Source organism: Nocardioides sp. zg-1228, from assembly GCF_017086465.1.
GTDB lineage: Bacteria > Actinomycetota > Actinomycetes > Propionibacteriales > Nocardioidaceae > Nocardioides.
In genome coordinates this window covers 1,411,316-1,431,378 of sequence record NZ_CP070961.1, presented here as the reverse complement: position 1 = coordinate 1,431,378, position 20,063 = coordinate 1,411,316, and the positions used below count along the sequence as shown (strand labels likewise).

Genomic DNA, 20,063 nt, shown 5'->3' with positions numbered 1-20,063 from the left:
TCAGAGGGTGACGAGCGGGGCGAGGTCGGCGAGCGTGGCCTCACCGATGCCGTCGACCTCGAGCAGCTCCTCGACCGAGGTGAAGGCGCCGTTGGCGTCGCGCCAGGCCAGGATCGCGCCGGCGGTCACCGGCCCCACGCCGGGCAGGGTGTCGAGCGCCGCCTCGTCGGCGGTGTTGAGGTTGACCAGCGCCGTCCCGGCCGGGACCTGCGAGTCGATCGTGCCGGCGACCCCGGCCGCCGGGGCGACCCCGACCAGGATCTGCTCGCCGTCGACCACCGGTCGGGCGAGGTTGAGGGCGGTCAGGTCGACACCCCGCCGCGCCCCACCGGCCGCCTCGAGGGCGTCGACCACCCGCGAGCCCGGGGGCAGGACGGCGATGCCCGGGCTCCGCACCTTGCCGGCGACGTCGACCACCAGGTCGGCGCCGTCCTCCCCCTCGGCGCCAGCCCCGGCCGTGCCGGGCGGCCCGACCGGCACCAGCGGGGTCGCCGCCACGGCAGGGGTCTCGGAGGTGCCGGTCGCGGCCGTCTCGAGCGGCACCACCCGCGCCTGGTCGCGCACCACCCACCAGGCCGCGAGGCCCACGGCGAGGGCCGCGACCACGGCCACCACCGCGAGGTGCACCGGTCCGAGCCGGAACGCCCCGACCCGCAGCCGGCGAGAGGCGTGGCGGCCCGGGAGCGGCGCGACGAGCGGTGCGGGCGCCCCCGCCCGGCCGGTGGGGTCGGCGCCCGCGGACGTCCGGTCGACGGTCGGGTCCGGGCGCTCGCGCACGCGGGTGTGGCCCTCGACGGGGCCGGGTGGCTCGTGGCGCACAGCGGCGAGCTCGGCGCTGAGCGTCGCCAGTCGCCGCGACACCGCCTCGGCGTGCTCGGAGGAGGACTGGGAACGGCGCATGCCTCCACGCTAGGAACGCCGGAGCACGGCCGACAGGTGGCGTCGGCAATCTGTGGAGAGCCGACGGACGACGCGCGCCGAGACCGGCCGGAGCCGGGGCGGCGTCAGCCGGCGGGTCGCGGGGAGACGCAGACCGCCACCATGCCCGGGCCGACGTGCGCCCCCAGCACCGCGCCGAGCTCGCCGCACATCACCTCGCGACCCTCGAGGCCGTCGGAGAGCCGCTCCCCCAGCGCCTCGGCGAGCTCCTCGGCGCGAGCGGCGTTGGCCAGGTGCGACACGCAGACGTCGACGGGGCGATCGCCGGCCGACTCGACGGCCAGCTCGGCGAGTCGGGCCAGGGCGCGCGAGGCCGTGCGGACGCGCTCGCGGGGGGCGACGCGGCCCTCGGCGATCTCCAGCAGCGGCTTGACCGACAGCGCACTGCCGACGATCGCGGCCGCGGCGCCGATGCGCCCACCCCGCCGCAGGTGCTCGAGCGTGTCGACGTAGAACAGCGAGGTGGCCGCCTGGCCGCGAGCGAGCGCCGCCTGAGCCGCCTGCTCCCCGGTGCCACCGGCGTCGAGGACGTCTGCGGCGGTCAGGGCGGCGTAGCCCGTGGCGATGCCGACCTGGCCGGAGTCGACGACGTGCACCGGCAGGTCGACCTCGAGCCCCGCCAGCTGCGCGGACTCGAAGGTGCCGCTCATCTCGCGGGAGAGGTGGACCGAGACGACCTCCTCGGCCCCCTCGGCCGCCAGCGAGCGATAGAGCTCGGCGAAGAGCGCCGGCGCCGGGCGCGAAGTGCTCACCGGGACGAAGTCGCGCAGCGCCTCGGCCACCACGTCGGGCGTCGCGCCGTCGGGGCCCTCGTCGAGCACCTGCGCCCCGATCACGACCTGGAGCGGGACGACTCGGATGTCGCGACTCTTCGCCAGCTCGGCGGGAAGGCTCGCGGTCGAGTCGGTCACCACCACCACACGGGACATGGCGTGACCCTAGCCTCCGGGCGGCCGCGGCCGGCCCGCCTCCTCCCCGGTCCGCGTCGCTGGGCGGGCGCGCCCGGACGCCGTACCGTGGGAGCACGCGCCGTTCTCCAGGGGGGCCGATGGCCGAGTCAGCGATCCGAGTGCTCGTGCTCGAGGACGACCGTGACGCCGCCCACTTCATGCGGGCCAGCCTGAGCAGGCTCGGCGGCATGGAGGTCGACCTCGCGGGCACGGCCGACGAGGCCGTCGCGGCGATGCGACGCCAGCGCTACGACGTGCTCGTGACCGACATCCGGCTCCCGGGCCGCTCCGGGCTCCAGGCGCTGCCGGAGTTCCGCGCGATCGACGCGACCGTGGCGGTCCTCGTGCTCACTGCCTACCCGACGTTCGACCACGCCGTGGGGGCGCTGCGCGAGGACGTCGACGACTTCCTCGTCAAGCCGGTCGGCGCCGAGGAGCTGGTCAGCCGCGTCGAGGAGCTCGCCGACCTGGCCCGCCGTCGTCGCGCGCCGTCCCGGCTGCGGGTGCTCGCCGTCGGTGCGCACCCCGACGACGTCGAGCTGGGGGTCGGGGCGACGCTGGCGGCCCACGCGGCGGCCGGCGACGAGATCACCACCCTCGTGCTGTCCGGGGGCGCGGTCGGCGGCAGCACGGACATGCGCCACGGGGAGGCCGTGAGCGCGGCCGCGCTGGTGGGCGCCCGCCTCATCCACCTCGACTTCGCCGACACCCACATGTCGCCGGCCGACGGCCTGATCACCGCGGTCGAGCGGGCCGTCGCCGAGGTCGCCCCCGACCGCATCTACACCCACGGCATCCACGACCGCCACCAGGACCACCGCGCCGTGCACGAGGCCGTCGAGATCGGCGCGCGCTCGGTCGGCGACCTGTGGTGCTTCCAGAGCCCGTCGTCGACCGTCGACTTCCGGCCCAACCGGTTCGTCACCGTCGACGGCTTCGTCGACACCAAGCTCGAGATGCTCGCCGCCTTCGCGTCCCAGGCGCACCGCGACTACATGCAGCCCGACGCTGTGCGGGCGAGCGCGCGCTACTGGGCGCGTTTCACCACGGCCCGGGAGGTCGAGCCCCTCGAGACCGTCCGGGTGACCCAGACGGTGCGCGTCGCGACCAGCGTGCAGGCGCCGCAGGCCGTCGACGACCCGGCGGCCGACGCCGCGCACGGCGGCTGCGGCTGATGGTGCGCACCTCGGTGGGCGCCCGGGCGCGGGAGCTGTCCAACCGGATGATGATCGCCTGGCCGACCCCGGACGCCTCGGGCTGGCGCCACCTGCCGTTCTCGGTGCTGGTGCTGGTGGTCGCCTACATCCTCTACGAGATCCCGCTGCACCACCGACCGCTGCTGCTCGCCGCCGGCGTGGCCGTCGCGCTGGCGGTCCAGGCAGCCGCGAGCCTGGGCAGACCGGCCCGGTGGCCCCCCGGCTGGCGCCTGGCGCTCCCCCTCGGCCAGATGCTGGCGGTCGGCCTGCTCGACCTCGGCAGCGGCGATCCCATGGGATCGGTCATCATGCTGCTCTTCGTGCCAGGAGTGAGCCTGGCGCTCGCGCCCGGGGGCCGCCCGCTGCTGGCTGGGCTGCTCGGCGTGGTGGTGGTGTCCCTCGTCCCGGTGATCTTCACGACCGGCCGTCTCTACCCGGGACTGCACAGCACGATCAACGCCGTGCTCATCGGCGCGGTCATGCTCCATGTCCACGCGATCATGGAGACCACGCGGCGCCAGGAGCGCCAGCTCCTCGCCGCCTACGACCTGTTGCGCAGCATCATGCTCGCCGCCACCGAGCAGGCGATCATGGCCACCGACGAGACGGGCCGGCTGCTCACGGCGAGCAGCGGCGCCGAGCGCCTCTTCGAGGTCCCGCGGGAGCAGCTGAGGGGCACCGACCTGACCGAGCTGGTCGACGGCCCCTCGCTGGGCGAGCTGGTCGGGGCGGCCGCCGACGGTGGCTCGCACGTGTCCCTGTGGCGCCGCTCCGTCGGCAGCTCGCCGCGCATGGTCGAGTACGTCGTGACGTCCCGCCCGTCCATCGGGCCCGCGGACGAGCCCGACCCGATGCGCGGCTACCTCGTCGTCGCCACCGACGTCACCGACCGCGAGGAGGAGCTGCGGCGCCAGGAGCAGCTCATCGGCCTGGTCAGCCACGAGCTGCGCACCCCGTTGGTGTCGATCCTCGGCTACGTCGACCTGCTCCGGCTGGATCCCGGTGGGCTCACCGACGAGCAGCGCGAGTACGTCGACGTGCTGACGCGCAACGCCCGCCGCCTGCGGTCCCTCGTCGACGAGCTGCTGATGAGCGCCCGCGTCGTCGCCGGCGACCCGATGTCGCCCGAGGAGGTCGACGCCGTGCAGGTCGCGCGCGCCGCGATCGCGAGCGTGCGGCCCATGGCCGAGGCCGCGGACGTGAGGGTGGCCCTCTCCGGCGACGAGGTCGTGCCGCTCGTCTCCGACCCACAGCGGCTCGGGCAGGTCGTCGACAACCTGCTCACCAACGCGATCAAGTACAGCGACGCCGGGGGCGAGGTCCGCGTCGAGGTCGTGGCCGAGCCCTCGCCCGACGGGCAGCGGGGGGTGCGGATCCGGGTCGCCGACGACGGCACCGGCATCACCGCCGACGAGCTGCGCCGGATCACCCAGCCGTTCTACCGCACGCGCGACACCCGGCGACGCCACATCGCCGGGGTCGGCCTCGGCCTCACGCTCGTCCAGGCACTGGTCTCCGACCACCGGGGCACGCTCGTCATCGACAGCGAGCCCGGGCGTGGCACCGAGGTGACCGTCCGGCTGCCCGACGTACCCCTCGCCGCAGACCCCGAGGCCGCCCCTCCCCGCTAGGTGCCGTCCGGGTTCCACACCGACGCGAGGGCGCTCCAGTACTCCGGCGACATCAGCGACAGGGGCGTGACGTTGACCGAGGTGATGCCGTGGGTCTCCGCCGCGCGCAGGGCGGCGACGAACGGCGCGAGGTCGATCGGCCCGACCGGCGGTCCGGGCGGGCGCTCCCACAGGCCGACCGACACGGTGAGCCGCGACGTGTCGAGCCCTTCGGCCTCCAGGCGCCCGAGTATCCGCTCGACGTCCGCCGGTCTCCGGGTGCGGTAGAGGTAGGCCCACAGGACCAGGCGCTCGACCTCGCCGAGCAGGACGTCGTACTCGTGCCCGCTGGCCAGGTCGCCCCGGGCCGGGTACTTCCAGTTGATCCGTACGTCCATGGCGAGGTCGACGCGCGCCCCGTCGCCGCCCCGGGTCGCGTCCATCCGCTCCCGCATCCGCGCGAGCAGGTCGGCGATCACCGCCGCCCGCCAGGCCTTGATGCTGGACGCGTCCTCCTTGATCGACCCGTCGCTGGCGCGGGGCCAGTCGGGCAGTCCGGTCATCCGCCGGAAGAGCCGCAGGTCGTCGTCACCGAACGTGAAGTCGCTGAGGAACAGCTCGGTGATCGAGATCTGGCTTGGGTGATAGCGCTCGCACAGCGTGCCGACGAGGTCCACCAGGCGCCTGCCGACCTCGCCGTCGACGAGCTCGCTCGCCGAGGCCTGGTAGACCGCCCGCCGACCGTCGGCGGCGACCCCGGCAGCCTCCGGGTGGTCGGCCAGCCAGTTCGGCGCCATCGTGTCGACGATGAGACCGACCTGGCGGTTCGAGCCGTCCGCCGCCCGGTGCAGCGCCCGGGCCGCGCGGGTGAGGTGGTCGGTGCCCGGCTCCGCGGCCGCGTCGGGGTGCGCCTCCCAGTCGAAGGCGGTGAACTCGATCCGGCCCGCGTTCAGCTCGACCGCGTTGGCCCCGGCCTCGTCGAGGCGGGCGTTCACCGCCGCCCAGTCGGTGTCCCGGTCGACGACGCTCGCGAAGTCGATGCTCACCGACCTGGTCCGGTCGGGGAGCTGCGCGGGGCGCATCGTCGGCGGCGTCTCAGCCGTGGGCGGCGTGCCCGACTCGCCCGACTGCCACGGCCGCGAGATCGCCAGCGCAGCCACCAGCGAGGTGACCACGATGCCGGCCACGATCAGGAGCCAGGGCCATCGTCGTCGCTCAGGCCACGCACCGACACCGTCCCGGTCCGCTCCAGCTTGTTCCATCGGTTCTCCGCATTCCCGAGCTCGAGCCGGACGGCATCGAGCACGACGAAGGTCATCAGGGTCGAGTAGAGCGGCCACAACGGGACGGTCCACAGGTGGCGCAGGTCATCGGCGGCCCGGTCGAGCGCGAGGGCGAGCGCCAGCAGCGCCAGCGACGCCGGCACCCCCAGCAGGAGCACCCACGACCACCAGGTGCCGGGCAGCCAGCCGGAGCCGTCCACGGCGACCAGCCACCCCACGTTCACCGCGGCTGCGAGCTGGAGGAAGGGGGCGATCACCTGGGTGACGGTGTTGAAGAGCAGGTAGACGCCGAACGCGCCGTAGCGCGGGTTGCCGATCATCGACCAGTGCATCTCGGTGGCCTGCAGCAGCCCACGCGCCCAGCGGACCCGCTGCCGCCACAGGCCACGCAGGGTGGAGGGAGACTCGGCGTACACGAGCGCGTCGGGGGCGAACGCCACCTGGAAGCCCGCCTCGTGCACCCGCCAGGTCAGCTCCAGGTCCTCGCCGAGCGTGTCCGTGCGCAGCGGACCCACCCGCTCGAGCACGTCACGGCGGAAGGCGCCGATGTTGCCGGAGACGACGGGCAGGCAGCCCAGCACGTCGAGGGCGCGACGCATCAGGCCGGTGCCGACGTGGCTGATGACGGAGAGGAGGCGGGTGAGCGTCCGGTCGAGGTTGACGGGCTTGTCGTTGCCGCAGACCGCACCGATCCGCGGGCTGCGGAAGCCCCGCAGCAAGCGGGCCAGCGTGTCGGGGCGGAACACCCCGTCGGCGTCGACGAGCACGAGGACCTCGCCTCGGGCGGCGGCGATGCCGGTGTTGAGGGCGGCGCCCTTGCCGGCGTTGTCCTGCCGCAGCGCCCGCACCATCCCGGGGTGTGCGGCGGCCAGCTGCCGCATCCGCGCGAAGGTGTCGTCGGACGACCCGTCGTCGACGCACACGATCTCGAGGCGTGGGTAGTCGCTGCGCGCGATCGAGCGCACGCACTGGTCGATGACGCGTGCCTCGTCGAAGGCCGGCACCACCACGCTCAGGGAGGGGGCCTCGGCGAACATCGGGCCGTAGCCGGCCCGTCCGGACCGGCTGCGCCGGGCCCGGACCTCGAAGACCAGCGCGAACGGCACCATCGCGAGGCGCACGACTCCGGCGACCGCGAGCGGGACGAGCAGCACGAGGACCAACGCCGCCATGAACGCGACCACGGGTCACCCTGTCCACTCGGCAAGCACGTCGGCGAGGAGCTCCGGGGCCTGCGCGGACAGCGCACCGAACCTGCTGTTGACCTCGAGCACCACGGGGGTGCCGTCGCTCGACCTGCGTACGTCCAGGTCGACCGGTCCGACCAGGTCGAGTGCCTCCACGGCACGCACGGCGAGCGCCTCGACGTCGGGCTCGGCACCGTCGCCGAGTCTCTCGACCGCCGCGGCGTTGCCCACCCGGCCCTGCGTGAGCTCGGTCTTGCGCAGCACCACGACCCGGCACCTGCCGCTGTGCGGTGAGCGGTAGACCTGGGGGCTGTACTCCACCCCCGGCGCGTAGCCCTGGACCAGCCAGGTGGCGTCGAGGGAGTCCCACACCGGGTCGCCACCGTCCTCGACGACGTGCACGCCGCGACCACCGCGGCTCACCCGCGGCTTCACCACCACGGGCCCGCCGCCCCAGGCCACGGCGTCGGCGGCGGAGCCGGCCTCGGCGACGGTGGCGTGCGGAGGCACCGCGACGCCGCTCGCGGCCAGCGCCCACATCGTCAGCAGCTTGTCCGCGGCGACGGCGACGGGGCCCGGCGCCGAGAGCACCAGTCCCGGGCCCATCCCCGCCGCGAGCCCGAGCACGGCGAGCCGGGGCAGCTCCTCGGCCACGGTGGGGACGACGAGGTCAGGGTCGAGGCGAGACACCAGGTCGCGCATGTCCTCGTCGTACGCCGGGTCGGGCGCGCCCGGCACCGGCAGGACCGTCTCGTAGCCGGGCACGGGGGCCGGCGCGAGGTCGACCCCCAGCAGGCGCAGCCCACCACCGCGCTCGGCGCGCGCCAGGACCTGCGCGCCGAGGGCCCGCCCCGCGGGTCCGGCCGCACCGGTGACGAGGATGGTCGTGCGCTCCGAGGCGGCACCCATCCGCCGAGTCTAGGCGCGGCGCCGCTCCGGGCGGCGCCGCGCGCTCAGACGACGATGTTGACGAGCTTGGGCGCGCGCACGATCACCTTGCGCACCGTCGCCCCCTCGAGCGCCCGCTGCACGGCGGGATCGGCCAGCGCCGCGGCCTCGAGGTCGGCGTCGGAGACGTCGGGCGAGACCTCCAGGCGCGCCCGGACCTTGCCCTTGACCTGGACGACGGCGGTGACGGTGTCCTCGACCAGCAGCGCCTCGTCGACCTCGGGCCAGCCGGTGCGCGCGACGGTGGGCTCGTGACCCAGCCTTTCCCACATCTCCTCGGCCGTGTAGGGCGCGACGAGCGACAGCAGCACGGCCACCGCCTCGGTGGCCTCCCGCACGGCCGGGTCGGCCGGACCGCAGCCGGAGTCGATGGCCTTGCGGGTGGCGTTGACCAGCTCCATCACCCGCGCCACCATCACGTTGAAGCGGTAGGTCTCGACCAGCTCGGCGGCGTCGTGCACGGTGCGCGCGGTCGTACGCCGCAGCGCGAGGTCGCCGGTCGACACGTCGGCACCGGGCGCCGAGGTGACGTCGCCCGAGAGCCGCCAGGCCCGCTGCAGGAAGCGCAGCGACCCCTCCGGCGACATGGTGGCCCAGTCGATGTCGTCCTCGGGCGGTCCGGCGAACACGAGGGTCAGCCGCACCGCGTCGACGCCGAAGGCCGACAGCTGCTCGCCCAGGTTGACGCCGTTGCCCAGGGACTTGCTCATCTTCTTGCCCTGGTTGATCACGAAGCCCTGGTTGAGCTGCGCCGACCACGGCTCGCGGAAGTCGACCAGGCCCATGTCGTTGAGGACCTTGGTGAAGAAGCGGCCGTAGAGCAGGTGCAGCACCGCGTGCTCGACGCCGCCGACGTAGAGGTTGCACGGCATCCAGGCGTTGACCTTCGCGCTGTCGAACGGCGCCTCGGTCTCGTGCGGGGAGCAGTAGCGGAACATGTACCACGACGAGTCGACGAACGTGTCCATCGTGTCGGTGTCGCGGGTGGCCGGGCCCCCGCAGGTCGGGCAGGTCGTCTCGACCCACTCCGTCGCCCCTCCCAGCGGCGAGGTGCCCTTGGGCTTCAGGTCCGCGCCCTTCAGCATCGGCAGCGTCACCGGCAGCTGGTCCTCGGGCACCGGGACCTCGCCGTCCACCGGGCAGTGGACGATCGGGATCGGCGCGCCCCAGTAGCGCTGGCGGCTCAGCAGCCAGTCGCGCAGGCGGAAGTTGACCGCCCCGGAGCCGCGGCCCTCGGCCTCGAGCCGCTCGATGATCGTGCGGATGCCCGACGCCTTGTCGCTCAGCCCGTCCAGTGGCCCGGAGTTGACGTAGGTGCCGTCGCCCGAGGTCGCCACCCCGGACTCCGCCGGGTCGTCCTGCCCGGGCACGTCGATGACCCGCCGCACCGGCAGTCCCATCGCCCGGGCGAAGTCGAGGTCGCGCTGGTCGTGCGCGGGCACGGCCATGATCGCGCCGGTGCCGTAGTCGGCCAGCACGTAGTCGCTCGCCCAGACCGGGATCTCCTCGCCCGACACCGGGTTGGTGGCGGTGATGCCCAGGTCGACGCCCGTCTTGGGGCGGTCGGTGGCCAGCCGGTCGATGTCGGAGGCCTTGCGCACCTCCACCAGGTAGTCCTGCAGCGCCTGCGCGCGGTCGGGGTGCACGATCTCCGCGGCCAGCGCCGCATCGGCGGCCACCACCATGAACGTCGCGCCGTACAGCGTGTCGGGACGCGTGGTGTAGACCTCGACGTCGCGCTCACCGCCGGCGGTGTGCAGCGTGAAGGTGACGTGGGCACCCTCGGAGCGGCCGATCCAGTTGCGCTGCGCGGTGACGACGCGGTCGGGCCACGTGTCCTCCAGCTCGTCCAGGCCGTCGAGCAGCTCCTGGGCGTAGTCGGTGATCTTGAAGTACCACTGGGTCAGCTCCTTCTTGGTCACCTCCGCACCGCACCGCTCGCAGGTGCCGCCGACGACCTGCTCGTTGGCCAGCACGGTCTGGTCGACCGGGCACCAGTTGACCGGGCTGTTCTTGCGGTAGGCCAGCCCGCGCTCGTAGAACTTCAGGAACAGCCACTGCGTCCAGCGGTAGTAGTCGGGGTCGCTGGTGTTGAACGTGCGCGACCAGTCGAACGACGCGGCGTAGGTGCGGCACGACTCGATCGAGCGGGCGATGTTGGCGCGGGTGTAGGTGTCGGGGTGCTCGTCGTTGCGGATGGCGGCGTTCTCCGCCGGCAGGCCGAAGGAGTCGAAGCCCATCGGGTTGAGCACCTCGTAGCCGCGCTGCCACCAGTAGCGCGCGACCACGTCGTGCAGCGCGAACACCTCGGCGTGGCCCATGTGGAGGTCCCCGCTCGGGTACGGGAACATCGTGAGCGCGTAGCGCTTCTCACGCGGGCTGTCGTCGTCGGCCCGGAAGGGCTCGAGCTCCTCCCAGACCCGCTGCCACTTCGTCTCGGTGGCCTCGATGTCGTACGTCGCGCGCGCCTCGCTCGCGTCGTGGGCTCCGGTGTCGGTCGTCATCGCGTGTCCTCGTGCTGGCTGTTGCTGTGGCGGGGGTCGGGCATGAAAAAACCCCTCGCATGGAGGGGTGGCCGCGCGTCGGTCTCCGTGGGTGGGAGGACTCGATCAGCGCGGCTGGGCAAGAAGGAGCTGCTCGTGCACGGCACCAGCATACTCGCCCCCCGGGCCGCCTGCCGATCAGGTGGGGCGGCGCCCCGACCCCGCTGGGGCCCGGTCGGGATACCGGGCACCGGAGCCCTGCCTCCGCGGCGCCGGCCGGCCCGACGACAATGTCTGTCCAAGTCTTCCCACCGGTCCCCCACCGGGGTACAACGAGATTCCCACGTTTCTCGGACACGGCGGCCGCGGTCGCCGGAAGGGACCCACCGATGCACCTCAGTTCTCGGGTCGGAGGAGTCGGCGCTGCCCTCGTGACGCTCTCCCTGGCAGCAGCTCTCGCACCGTTCGCCTCGCCGGCCTCCTCGGCCGGCCCACCACCAGGGGGTCCGCCCGGCGCCGGCGCCGGGTTCCAGGGAGAGGACTCCACCTCCCGCGACAAGGACGTCCGCGACGGCCGGGCCGCGCCGACCGCGAAGCAGCGGTCCGCTGCCGCGGACCTCGACGCCACGGCCCGGTGGAACAAGCTCGGCACGCCGGCCGTGCTGATGGCCACGGACGCGCCCCTCGCCACGGGGCTTCCCGCCGACCCCGAGGCGGCCGCGCTCGCGTTCCTCGCCGGGTCCCGCGACGTCCTGGGCCTCACCGCCCGGGCCGCCGAGTCCGTCGAGGTGCTCGCCAGCCGCCCGCTGGGCGAGGACGCCGACGTGGTGATCGTGCGCCAGCAGTTCGGCGACCTCGCGGCGGGCGTCGACGGCATCGCCGCCGTGGGCCTCCGCAACGGCAAGGTGCTCTACGTCAGCTCGTCGCTGGCACGCGACGCGGCCGCGCCGGCTCCGGCCACCCTGACGGCGGCCGACGCCGAGCGGCTCGCCGCCCGCGACGCCGGCATCGCCGCGCCCGTCGTGCTCGGCACGACCGAGGTCGCGGTGCCTGTGCCGGGCGCCGCGGCGCGCGCCGCCTTCCAGGTGGTGCTCCGCTCCGAGGGCGACGAGGCCGTCGGCTTCGCCAGCTACGTCGACGCCCGCTCCGGCGAGGTGCTGGTCCGCGAGGACCTCGTCGACCACGACGCCGACAACCCCGAGTGGGAGGTGTTCCCGAGCAGCCCGCCGGTGGACTACTCCTCCCGCGACGCCCGGGCGACGTGGTGCTGGACGCCGCTGACCGGCTGCGAGGAGACGGTCGGCACCAGCGCCTCGCTGCCCTGGGACGTCGACCCGGCGACCAACCTGCCGACGTTCACCACGCTGGGCAACAACGCCATCGCGGTCGAGAACCGCAACAGCAACAACTCGCGGACCGTCGGCACCGAGACGGCGACCGCGTCGCCGACCCGTGACTACGCCTACCCGTGGACCAACCAGTGGTACGAGGAGGGCTGCAACCCCGCGACGTTCGGGTCCCCCGACAACGTCGACCTCGACGCCGCCCGCGCCAACCTCTTCGCGATGCACAACCGCATGCACGACTGGTCCTACCACCTCGGGTTCGTCGAGAGCACCTGGAACATGCAGAAGGACAACCTCGGCCGGGGTGGCCTCGGCAACGACTACGAGCAGGGCAACGCCCAGGCAGGCGCGATCTCGGGCGGTCCGCCGACCTTCGCCGCGCGCAACAACGCCAACCAGTTCACCCCGCCCGACGGCCAGGCGCCGATCACCAACATGTACATGTGGCAGCCGATCGCCGGCTCCTTCTACGCCCCGTGCGTCGACGGCGACTACGACATGAGCGTCATCGGCCACGAGTACGGCCACGCGATCAGCAACCGGATGATCGCCGGCCCCAACGGCGGCGTCAGCTCGCCGCAGGGCATGAGCGAGAGCTGGAGCGACCAGCTGGCCATGGAGTACCTCCACGAGCACGGCTACGCCGCCTCCGGTCTCCAGGCCTTCACGATCGGCCAGTACACGACCGGCGACCCGGTGGCCGGCATCCGCAACTACAACATGAGCCGCAGCCCGCTCAACTACACCGACATCGGCTACGACGTCACCGGCCCGCAGGTGCACGCCGACGGCGAGATCTGGACCGCGACCAACTTCGACATCCGGCAGGCCTTCATCGATCGCTACGGTGCCGGCGACGCGGCCCTCAACAAGTCGTGCGCCAACGGCCAGACACCGGTCAGCGGGTGCCCGGGCAACCGGCGCTGGATGCAGCTGGTGTTCGACTCGTTCCTCCTGATGGCCAACAGCCAGGTCAGTCAGGTCGACTCCCGCAACGCGATGCTGGCCGCCGACCTGCTCCGCTTCAACGGGGCCAACCAGGACATCCTCTGGAACGCCTTCGCCCGTCGCGGCCTCGGCGAGGGTGCCACCAGCGCCGGCAACGCCGACGCCGACCCGGTGCCGAGCTTCCGCTCGGCCTACGCCGACGAGTCGGCGGTCACCTTCGCGCCGCGCGACGAGCAGGGTCGCCTGGTGCGCGGAGCCCAGCTCTTCGTGGGCCACTACCAGGCACGGGCCGTGCCGGTGGCCGACACCGACCCGACCACGGCGCTGCCCAACCGGGTGGAGCTGGTGCCGGGCAACTACGAGTTCGTGGCCCGCGCCCCCGGGCACGGCCACGCCCGCATCCCGCTGACGGCGTTCGCCGCCGGCCGGGCCAAGACCCTCAAGCCACGGATGGACACCAACCTGGCGTCCGTCACCAACGGCGCGGCGGTCGAGGGCACGGGCACCGACCTGGTCAGCCTCGTCGACGACGAGGAGGGCACCCAGTGGGCGGCCCTGGGCGCTCCGGTCGCGGAGCAGCACGTGATCGTCGACCTGGCCGGCACCAAGCGCCAGGACGTGCGGCGGGTGCAGGTCAGCACCCACCTGCGACCGGCCCGGACCAACCCCGACGGCACCCCGGCCGAGCCGAGCCAGAGCCGCTACTCGGCCCTGCGGCAGTTCGAGGTCTGGTCGTGCTCCATCGCCCGCGGGGTCGACTGCGACGAGCAGGACGAGTTCACCCGGGTGTTCGTCAGCCCGGAGGACGCGTTCCCGGCCACGGCCCCCCGGCCGCGGGCGCCGGACCTGATCCTCCGCTCGTTCGACATCCGGCGCACCAAGGCGACCCACCTGTGGCTCCAGGTCGTCACCAACCAGTGCACCGGCGGGCCCGACTACGCCGGTGAGCAGGACCAGGACCCGCGTGCGGTGAGCGACTGCTCGGCAGGCAGCGACCAGGACCTCAACGTGCGGGCGACGGAGTTCCAGGCCTTCGGCCGCTGATCGACACGGCTGCACCCCCGAGGCCCCGGCACGTGAACGTGTCGGGGCCTCGGCGCGTCGGCTCGCTCGGGTGGGCTCGGGTGGGATCAGGTGGGCCCAGGTGTGGTCAGCGGACGAACTGCGGGGTGAAAGGCGGGTTCCACCACTCCCCGTTGTAGGCCTTGACCGCTCCGATGACGTGCAGGACGGCCGCGACGACGAACGGGACTGCGAACACCGGCAGGAACACGACGAAGCCGATGCCGAGCGTGATGACGCCCAGGACGACGTAGATCACCCCGGCGACGAGGAGCCAGATGAACATCGAGATCTGCACGTTGATCGAGTTGGCTGCGTGCGCCCGCACGAACGGGCCCCGGTCCTTGTGGACCACGTAGACGGCGATCGACGCCAGGAACCCGAGGAAGCCTGCCGAGCACACCATCGCGACCACCGCGCCGGCGTGGCTGATCGCTCCCCAGGTGCGCTCGTCCTGCGGCGACATGGTCGTGGGCGTCGCCCGGTAGGCGGTCGTGGGCTGCTGGGGGTCCCGCTGGTAGCCCCCCGGGTCGTACGGGCTCGGGTACTGGTCGGACATCTGGCTCACTCCTCGGCGGGCCGGGCGCCCGCTCTCATCAAGGCAAGCCAAGCACGTCGAGGGCGCCGAATCACGTGGTTCGACCCGGTTCAGGGCCGGATTCAGGGCCGGATCCAGGGGTGGATTCAGGGTCGGGTCAGGGGTGTGCCGGAGGCCTCCGGCGCAGCCGAGCCATAGTCGGCCGGCCAGACCACCCAAGAAGTGTTTGACAGTCGAGACCCACCCGCGCAGACTTGCCCCCCAAGACTTCTTGGAGGGTGAGCCTTGACCGACGACCTGACGGACCCGGAAGCGGTCTCGGCACTGCGCGCGGTGGCGCACCCGGTACGACTCCGGATCCTCTCGCTGCTGACCGCGGAGGCGATGAGCGCGGCCGAGGTCGCCCGCGAGCTGGACCTGACCCACGCCAACGCGTCCTACCACCTCCGGGTGCTGCACGAGGCGGGCGAGCTGGTGGTCGAGAGCGAGGAACGCATCCGCGGCGGCGTCGCGAAGCGCTACCGCTACGTGGTGGTCGACGCCCCGCCCGCCACGCGCGCGAGCAACGACGACCGCATCGCCTACGTGCGTGCCACCGCCCGCGAGATCACCCGACGCCAGCTCTCGCACCGGTCCGGGGTCGGGCAGATGTCCGACATCGAGACCTGGGTCGATCCCGAGACCTGGGCCCGGGCCGTGGACCTGTTGCGCGAGGCCGGCGACCTCCTCCACGCCGAGGCCCGAGCGCCCCGCTCCCCCGGCACCATCCACGTCAGCGCGTCCCTGTTCGCCTTCCGGATGTCCGACCCGGGCCAGGAGTCGTCGTGACCTGGTCGAGCGCCCTGGCTCCGCTGCGCAACCGCAACTTCGCGTGGTACTTCGCCTCCCGCACCACCAACACCCTCGGCACGATGATGGCCAACATCGCGCTGACCTTCGCGGTGCTCGACATCGACGGCCGGGCCGTCGCCATCGGCCAGGTGCTGGCCGCCCACACGATCCCGATGATCCTGCTCCTGCTGTGGGGCGGTGTGCTGTCCGACCGCTTCCCCCGGGCGGTCGTGCTCCAGGCCTCCAACATCGCCTCCGCCCTCACCCAGGGCGTGATCGCGGTGCTCGTCCTCACCGGCACCGCCGAGCTCTGGATGGTGATCGTGCTGAGTGCCGTGCACGGCGCGGTGTCGGCGATCTCGATGCCGGCGATGGCCGGCATGGTCCCGCAGCTGGTGGCGCGCGAGCAGCTGCAGCCGGCCAACGCGCTGCTGTCGCTGACCCGCAACGGGCTCACGGTCCTCGGGCCCACCGTCGGCGCGCTGCTGGTCGTCACGGCCGGTGCCGGCTGGGCGCTCGCCATCGACGCGCTCGCGTGGGCGCTGGCCGCACTGTGCCTGACCCGGGTCCGGATCCCCCCACTGGAGCGGGCCGCGTCCGACAGCACCATCGCGGAGCTCCGCGAGGGCTGGACGTTCTTCCGCCGGACCACCTGGCTGTGGGTGGTCGTGCTCGGCTTCGGTGGTCTCAACGCCATCCACCACGGCGCGATCTTCACCCTCGGGCCGGTGGTCGCCGAGGACACCATCGGCCGGCAGGGCTGGGGCTACGTGCTGTCCGCCGAGGCGCTCGGCCTGCTGGTGATGACGGTGATCCTGCTGCGGGTGCGCCTCGAGCGGCCGCTGCTGTGGGGCATGCTCGCCTGCGCGTCCATGTCGTTGCCGATGCTCATGCTCGGCCTCGACCCGGTGCTCGTCGCCCTCGTCGTCGCCGCCTTCGTCGGCGGCATGGGCCTCGAGGTCTTCGGCATGGGGTGGAACCTGGCCATGCAGGAGAACATCGACGACCACCTGCTGTCGCGGGCCTACTCCTACGACATGCTCGGCTCCTTCATCGCGATGCCCATCGGCCAGCTCGCGTGGGGTCCGCTGGGCGAGGTGTTCGGCAACGACCGCGTGCTCGTGGCCTCGGGGGTGGCCTACGCCGTGATCTGCGCGCTCGTGCTGTGCTCGCGGTCGGTGCGCACCCTGCCGCGCGCGCCCGTCGCACCGGCGGCGACGGCGAGCGGCCCCACGCCGTAGGGTCTCGACATGACCGTCATGGACCTCTTCCGTCTCGACGACAAGGTCGTCATCGTCACCGGCGCGTCGAGCGGGCTGGGCGTGGCGTTCGCCCACTGCTTCGCCGAGGGCGGGGCCGACCTGGTGCTCGGAGCCCGCCGCGCCGACCGGCTCGAGCGGGTCGCCGACTCCGTGCGCTCGACCGGCCGCCGCGTGCAGACCGTCGTGACCGACGTCGCCGACCCCGAGCAGTGCCAGCACCTCGTCGACGAGACGATGGCGACGTTCGGCCGGGTCGACGTGCTCATCAACAACGCCGGCGTCGGCACCGCGGTGCCGGCCACGCGCGAGACGCCCGAGCAGTTCCGCTCGGTGATCGACGTCAACCTCAACGGCTGCTACTGGATGGCACAGGCGTGCGGCCGGGTGATGCAGCCCGGATCGAGCATCATCAACATCTCCTCCGTCCTCGGCATCACCACCGGCGCCCTCCCGCAGGCGGCCTACTCCGCGTCCAAGGCCGGGCTCGGCGGACTCACCCGGGACCTCGCCCAGCAGTGGACGGGCCGCAAGGGGATCCGGGTCAACGCGCTCGCGCCGGGCTTCTTCGCCTCCGAGATGACCGACACCTACCCCGAGGGCTACCTCGACCTCGCCCTGCAGCGCGTGCCCGCCGGACGCACCGGCCGCCCGCACGAGCTCGCCGCGACCGCCATGTGGCTGGCCTCCGACGCCGCCGGCTACGTCACCGGGCAGATGATCCCGGTGGACGGCGGCCTCACGATCGCCTGAGCCCGGCCCGAGCCGGCCCCGGCCGGGGTCGGGCGCGTCAGAGCCAGGCCGCGCCCGCGACGACGCCGTCCCTGCGCCGTCCCTGCGCGGCGTCGGCGAGCCACCGCTCGCCGTCGTCGACCCCGGAGCTCCCCCAGCCGTCGAGCGAGCGGCGCACGACCCGCTCGCCGTCGCGGACCGCGTAGACGCCGCCGGACAGGGCCAGCACGAACGCGTCGTCGACCCTCTCGAGGAGGTCGGCGGACCCGGTGTCGCACGCGTCGCAGCCGCAGTCGGGCTGGCTCACCAGGACCTCCGCGGGGTCCCCGACCCCGATGGCGACGAACGCCTCGGTGGCGCCCGGCGACGGCGCGACGCCCACGACGACCGGTTGCGTGCCCGCTCGTCCGCGGACCACGGTGACCCGGCTGGACTCGAGCACCGGCGCGCCCCACCGCACCGACCGCGGGTCGACCTGCTCGGCGACGCCGAGCCCGGCCGACACGATGGCCTCCACCCACGCGTCCGCACGCACGGCGAGCAGCCGGTACTTCCCCGGGTCGAGGCAGCGCGAGTACTCCTCCTCGTCCGCGGGGGCACCCTGCGGGTGCGGGTCCGGCCAGTCGGCGAGGTCGCCGCGCAGCCGCGCGAACACCTCGTCGACCGCCGGGAGCAGCGCGGCGGCGGCGAACCGCCGACGATCGGGGCGGGTGGTGACCACGACGCCGTCCAGGGTGAGGCGGGTGGACGCCTCGACGGGCAGCGCGAGGGACAGCTCGGCGAGCTCCCCCCGCCCGTCGTCCGTCCCCACGATCGCCCACACGACGCCCTCGCTCCGCTCCGGGCGCCCGAGCGGCAGCAGGGAAATGTGGGTGCCGCCGGGCTCGAGGAAGACCCGGCGCGGGAAGTGGCGGTCGGCGTGGAGGCCCAGGGCCAGCAGCAGGTCGGCGAGCCGGTCCGGGTCGGGCGGGGTCAGCTGAAGGTGCTCCACGACCGGCCCGTCGCCCGGCCCCGGGCCCATCGGCGACGTCCACTCGATGAGGAACGGCAGGAAGCCCTCGTCCGACCCTCCGTCGACCTCGCACACGCGCCACTCGATGAGCTCCCCGTCGGGGGTGCGGCGCGAGCCGGGCATCGGCGGATCGGGCGCGAAGCCCGCGGCGAGCAGTGCCCGTCGCGCGTCGTCGAGGTCGTCGACCGCGATCGCCCACGCGATCGGTCCACGGCTCGCACGGAGCCGGTCGAGCCACGGGCCGGTCGCGTGCCTCCCCGGTGCCACCAGCTCGACGTAGGCCGGTCGTGGGCCGCGGACGAGCAGGTTCTCCGTGCCGCCCGGGTGGGCTCCCCCGCGCTCGGCGCGGATGCCGGCCGCGCGCCACCGCTGCGCCGCCTCGTCGAGGTCGGCGACGGCGATGACGAGGTGGTCGAAGCGTGCCTCCATGCCCGACAGGCTAGGAGCACCGTCCAGCCATTTGGCGGGTCGTCAGGCGGTGAGGACCTCGGTGACGGCGGCGACGAGCACCGCGACGTCCTCGTCGCTGGCGACGAGCGGCGGGGCGAAGCGGACGGTCGAGCCGTGGGTGTCCTTGGCCAGGATGCCGCGCGCCATCAGCGCCTCGGACATCTGCCGGCCCGTCATGAGCGTCGGGTCGATGTCGATGCCGGCCCAGGCACCGCGGACCCGGACCTCGGACAGACCCCGACCGACCAGCGGCGAGAAGCCCGCCTCGAGCAGCTCGCCGATCTCGGTCGAGCGCCTCTGGAACGTGCCCTCCTCGAGCATCGCGACGACCTCGGTGCCGATGGCGGCGGCCAGCGGGTTGCCGCCGAACGTCGAGCCGTGGGAGCCGGGCGTGATGACGTCCATGACCTCGTGGTCGGCCGCGATCGCGGAGACCGGGTAGAGGCCGCCGCCGAGTGCCTTGCCCATCACGTAGATGTCGGGCACGACGTCCTCGTGGTCGCAGGCGAAGGTGCGCCCGGAGCGGGCCAGGCCCGACTGGATCTCGTCGGCGACCATCAGCACGTTGCGCTCGGTGCAGAGCGCGCGGAGGTCGCGCAGGAAGCCCTCGGGCGGCATCACGACGCCGCCCTCGCCCTGGATGGGCTCGAAGAGGACGGCGACCGTCGTCTCGTCGATGGCCGACGCCACCGCCTCGATGTCGCCGTACTTCACGCCGCGGAAACCGGTGGTGAACGGCGCGTACCCCGAGGTCGCGACGTCGTCGTCGGAGAAGCTGACGATCGTGGTGGTGCGGCCGTGGAAGTTGCCCTCCATCGTGATGATGGTGGCCTGCCCGGCCGGCACGCCCTTGACCTCGTAGCCCCACTTGCGGCTGACCTTGATCGCGGTCTCGACGGCCTCGGCCCCGGAGTTCATCGGCAGGACCATGTCCTTGCCGGTCAGCCGGCACAGCGCCTCGGCGAACCCGCCGAGCTTGTCGTTGAAGAACGCGCGGCTGGTCAGGGTCAGCCGGCCGAGCTGCTCGCGCGCGACCGCGACGAGGCGCTCGTTGGAGTGACCGAAGTTGAGCGCGGAGTAGCCCGCGAGGCAGTCGAGGTAGCGGTTGCCGTCGACGTCGACGACCCAGGCGCCCTCACCCTCGGCGAGGACGACGGGCAGCGGGTGGTAGTTGTGCGCGGCGTAGCGCTCGGTGGCCTCGATGTGGGCCCGGGTGCGCTCGGAGACGGCGGGGGTGGTGCCGTGCGGAACGTCGGTCGCGGTCATGGGCCCATCGTGCCACCGGGTGT

15 protein-coding genes are annotated in these 20,063 nt (G+C 73.4%); 6 read left to right on the top strand and 9 right to left on the bottom strand.

What is annotated here, in order from left to right; genetic code table 11:
• On the bottom strand, nt 1–900 hold the full coding sequence (locus JX575_RS06900) for a ComEA family DNA-binding protein (protein ID WP_206054546.1): 900 nt from the start codon (nt 898–900) through the stop codon (nt 1–3).
• 104 nt (nt 901–1,004) lie between these two features.
• The gene (locus tag JX575_RS06895; RefSeq protein WP_186341701.1) at nt 1,005–1,868 is read right to left on the bottom strand and encodes a DegV family protein; all 864 of its coding nucleotides are present in this window, start codon (nt 1,866–1,868) and stop codon (nt 1,005–1,007) included.
• 119 nt (nt 1,869–1,987) lie between these two features.
• Between JX575_RS06895 and JX575_RS06890 the strand changes: the two genes are divergently transcribed.
• Nucleotides 1,988–3,064: a response regulator gene (locus tag JX575_RS06890; RefSeq protein WP_186341700.1), complete on the top strand. Its 1,077-nt coding sequence runs from the start codon at nt 1,988–1,990 to the stop codon at nt 3,062–3,064.
• Nucleotides 3,064–4,716 carry an ATP-binding protein gene (locus tag JX575_RS06885; protein WP_186341699.1) on the top strand — a complete coding sequence of 551 codons (1,653 nt, stop codon included), beginning with the start codon at nt 3,064–3,066 and terminating at the stop codon, nt 4,714–4,716. Before JX575_RS06890 ends, JX575_RS06885 begins: the two co-directional genes overlap by 1 nt.
• Here JX575_RS06885 and JX575_RS06880 read toward each other — a convergent pair.
• Genes JX575_RS06880 through leuS form a run of 4 tightly spaced genes read right to left on the bottom strand, consistent with a single transcriptional unit; the run spans nt 4,713 to nt 10,617 of the window.
• Nucleotides 4,713–5,882, bottom strand: a complete 1,170-nt coding sequence (locus JX575_RS06880; protein ID WP_186341698.1) for a hypothetical protein — start codon at nt 5,880–5,882, stop codon at nt 4,713–4,715. The two genes, JX575_RS06885 and JX575_RS06880, sit on opposite strands and share 4 nt — an antisense overlap.
• A gap of 2 nt (nt 5,883–5,884) precedes the next feature.
• Nucleotides 5,885–7,162, bottom strand: a complete 1,278-nt coding sequence (locus tag JX575_RS06875) for a glycosyltransferase family 2 protein (RefSeq protein ID WP_206054545.1) — start codon at nt 7,160–7,162, stop codon at nt 5,885–5,887.
• Between the two features lie 3 nt (nt 7,163–7,165).
• Nucleotides 7,166–8,074, bottom strand: a complete 909-nt coding sequence (locus JX575_RS06870) for an ATP-grasp domain-containing protein (protein ID WP_186341697.1) — start codon at nt 8,072–8,074, stop codon at nt 7,166–7,168.
• Between the two features lie 44 nt (nt 8,075–8,118).
• Nucleotides 8,119–10,617: a leucine--tRNA ligase gene (gene leuS / locus JX575_RS06865; RefSeq protein WP_186341696.1), complete on the bottom strand. Its 2,499-nt coding sequence runs from the start codon at nt 10,615–10,617 to the stop codon at nt 8,119–8,121.
• A 410-nt stretch (nt 10,618–11,027) separates the two neighbouring features.
• On the opposite strand from leuS, the gene JX575_RS06860 reads away from it, so the two are divergent.
• A complete protein-coding gene (locus tag JX575_RS06860) occupies nt 11,028–13,934 on the top strand; it encodes a M36 family metallopeptidase (protein WP_241005372.1) in 2,907 nt (968 codons plus the stop codon).
• Nucleotides 13,935–14,040: 106 nt separating this feature from the next.
• On the opposite strand, the gene JX575_RS06855 is transcribed toward JX575_RS06860, so the two are convergent.
• Complete coding sequence (locus JX575_RS06855; RefSeq protein WP_186341694.1) at nt 14,041–14,511, bottom strand: DUF4870 domain-containing protein; 471 nt, start codon at nt 14,509–14,511, stop codon at nt 14,041–14,043.
• Nucleotides 14,512–14,775: 264 nt separating this feature from the next.
• Between JX575_RS06855 and JX575_RS06850 the strand changes: the two genes are divergently transcribed.
• Genes JX575_RS06850 through JX575_RS06840 form a run of 3 tightly spaced genes read left to right on the top strand, consistent with a single transcriptional unit; the run spans nt 14,776 to nt 17,333 of the window.
• Complete coding sequence (locus JX575_RS06850) at nt 14,776–15,318, top strand: helix-turn-helix domain-containing protein (RefSeq protein WP_206054544.1); 543 nt, start codon at nt 14,776–14,778, stop codon at nt 15,316–15,318.
• Nucleotides 15,315–16,562 carry an MFS transporter gene (locus tag JX575_RS06845; protein WP_241005371.1) on the top strand — a complete coding sequence of 416 codons (1,248 nt, stop codon included), beginning with the start codon at nt 15,315–15,317 and terminating at the stop codon, nt 16,560–16,562. Before JX575_RS06850 ends, JX575_RS06845 begins: the two co-directional genes overlap by 4 nt.
• A gap of 9 nt (nt 16,563–16,571) precedes the next feature.
• Entirely contained in the window at nt 16,572–17,333 is a 762-nt protein-coding gene (locus JX575_RS06840) for a 3-oxoacyl-ACP reductase family protein (protein WP_186341693.1), read from the top strand.
• 37 nt (nt 17,334–17,370) lie between these two features.
• Here JX575_RS06840 and JX575_RS06835 read toward each other — a convergent pair whose 3' ends face one another.
• Together JX575_RS06835 and rocD are read right to left on the bottom strand one after the other, a co-directional pair.
• Entirely contained in the window at nt 17,371–18,753 is a 1,383-nt protein-coding gene (locus JX575_RS06835; RefSeq protein ID WP_186341692.1) for a DUF6226 family protein, read from the bottom strand.
• 42 nt (nt 18,754–18,795) lie between these two features.
• Nucleotides 18,796–20,040 carry an ornithine--oxo-acid transaminase gene (rocD, locus tag JX575_RS06830; protein WP_186341691.1) on the bottom strand — a complete coding sequence of 415 codons (1,245 nt, stop codon included), beginning with the start codon at nt 20,038–20,040 and terminating at the stop codon, nt 18,796–18,798.
• Nucleotides 20,041–20,063 lie beyond the last annotated feature (23 nt).

What these genes read in the sequence shown, in the direction of transcription:
- JX575_RS06900 (WP_206054546.1), bottom strand. Translation starts at nt 900, where the DNA reads ATGCGCCGTTCCCAGTCCTCCTCCGAGCACGCCGAGGCGGTGTCGCGG.
- JX575_RS06895 (WP_186341701.1), bottom strand. Translation starts at nt 1,868, where the DNA reads ATGTCCCGTGTGGTGGTGGTGACCGACTCGACCGCGAGCCTTCCCGCC.
- JX575_RS06890 (WP_186341700.1), top strand. Translation starts at nt 1,988, where the DNA reads ATGGCCGAGTCAGCGATCCGAGTGCTCGTGCTCGAGGACGACCGTGAC.
- JX575_RS06885 (WP_186341699.1), top strand. Translation starts at nt 3,064, where the DNA reads ATGGTGCGCACCTCGGTGGGCGCCCGGGCGCGGGAGCTGTCCAACCGG.
- JX575_RS06870 (WP_186341697.1), bottom strand. Translation starts at nt 8,074, where the DNA reads ATGGGTGCCGCCTCGGAGCGCACGACCATCCTCGTCACCGGTGCGGCC.
- leuS (WP_186341696.1), bottom strand. Translation starts at nt 10,617, where the DNA reads ATGACGACCGACACCGGAGCCCACGACGCGAGCGAGGCGCGCGCGACG.
- JX575_RS06855 (WP_186341694.1), bottom strand. Translation starts at nt 14,511, where the DNA reads ATGTCCGACCAGTACCCGAGCCCGTACGACCCGGGGGGCTACCAGCGG.
- JX575_RS06840 (WP_186341693.1), top strand. Translation starts at nt 16,572, where the DNA reads ATGACCGTCATGGACCTCTTCCGTCTCGACGACAAGGTCGTCATCGTC.
- JX575_RS06835 (WP_186341692.1), bottom strand. Translation starts at nt 18,753, where the DNA reads ATGGAGGCACGCTTCGACCACCTCGTCATCGCCGTCGCCGACCTCGAC.
- rocD (WP_186341691.1), bottom strand. Translation starts at nt 20,040, where the DNA reads ATGACCGCGACCGACGTTCCGCACGGCACCACCCCCGCCGTCTCCGAG.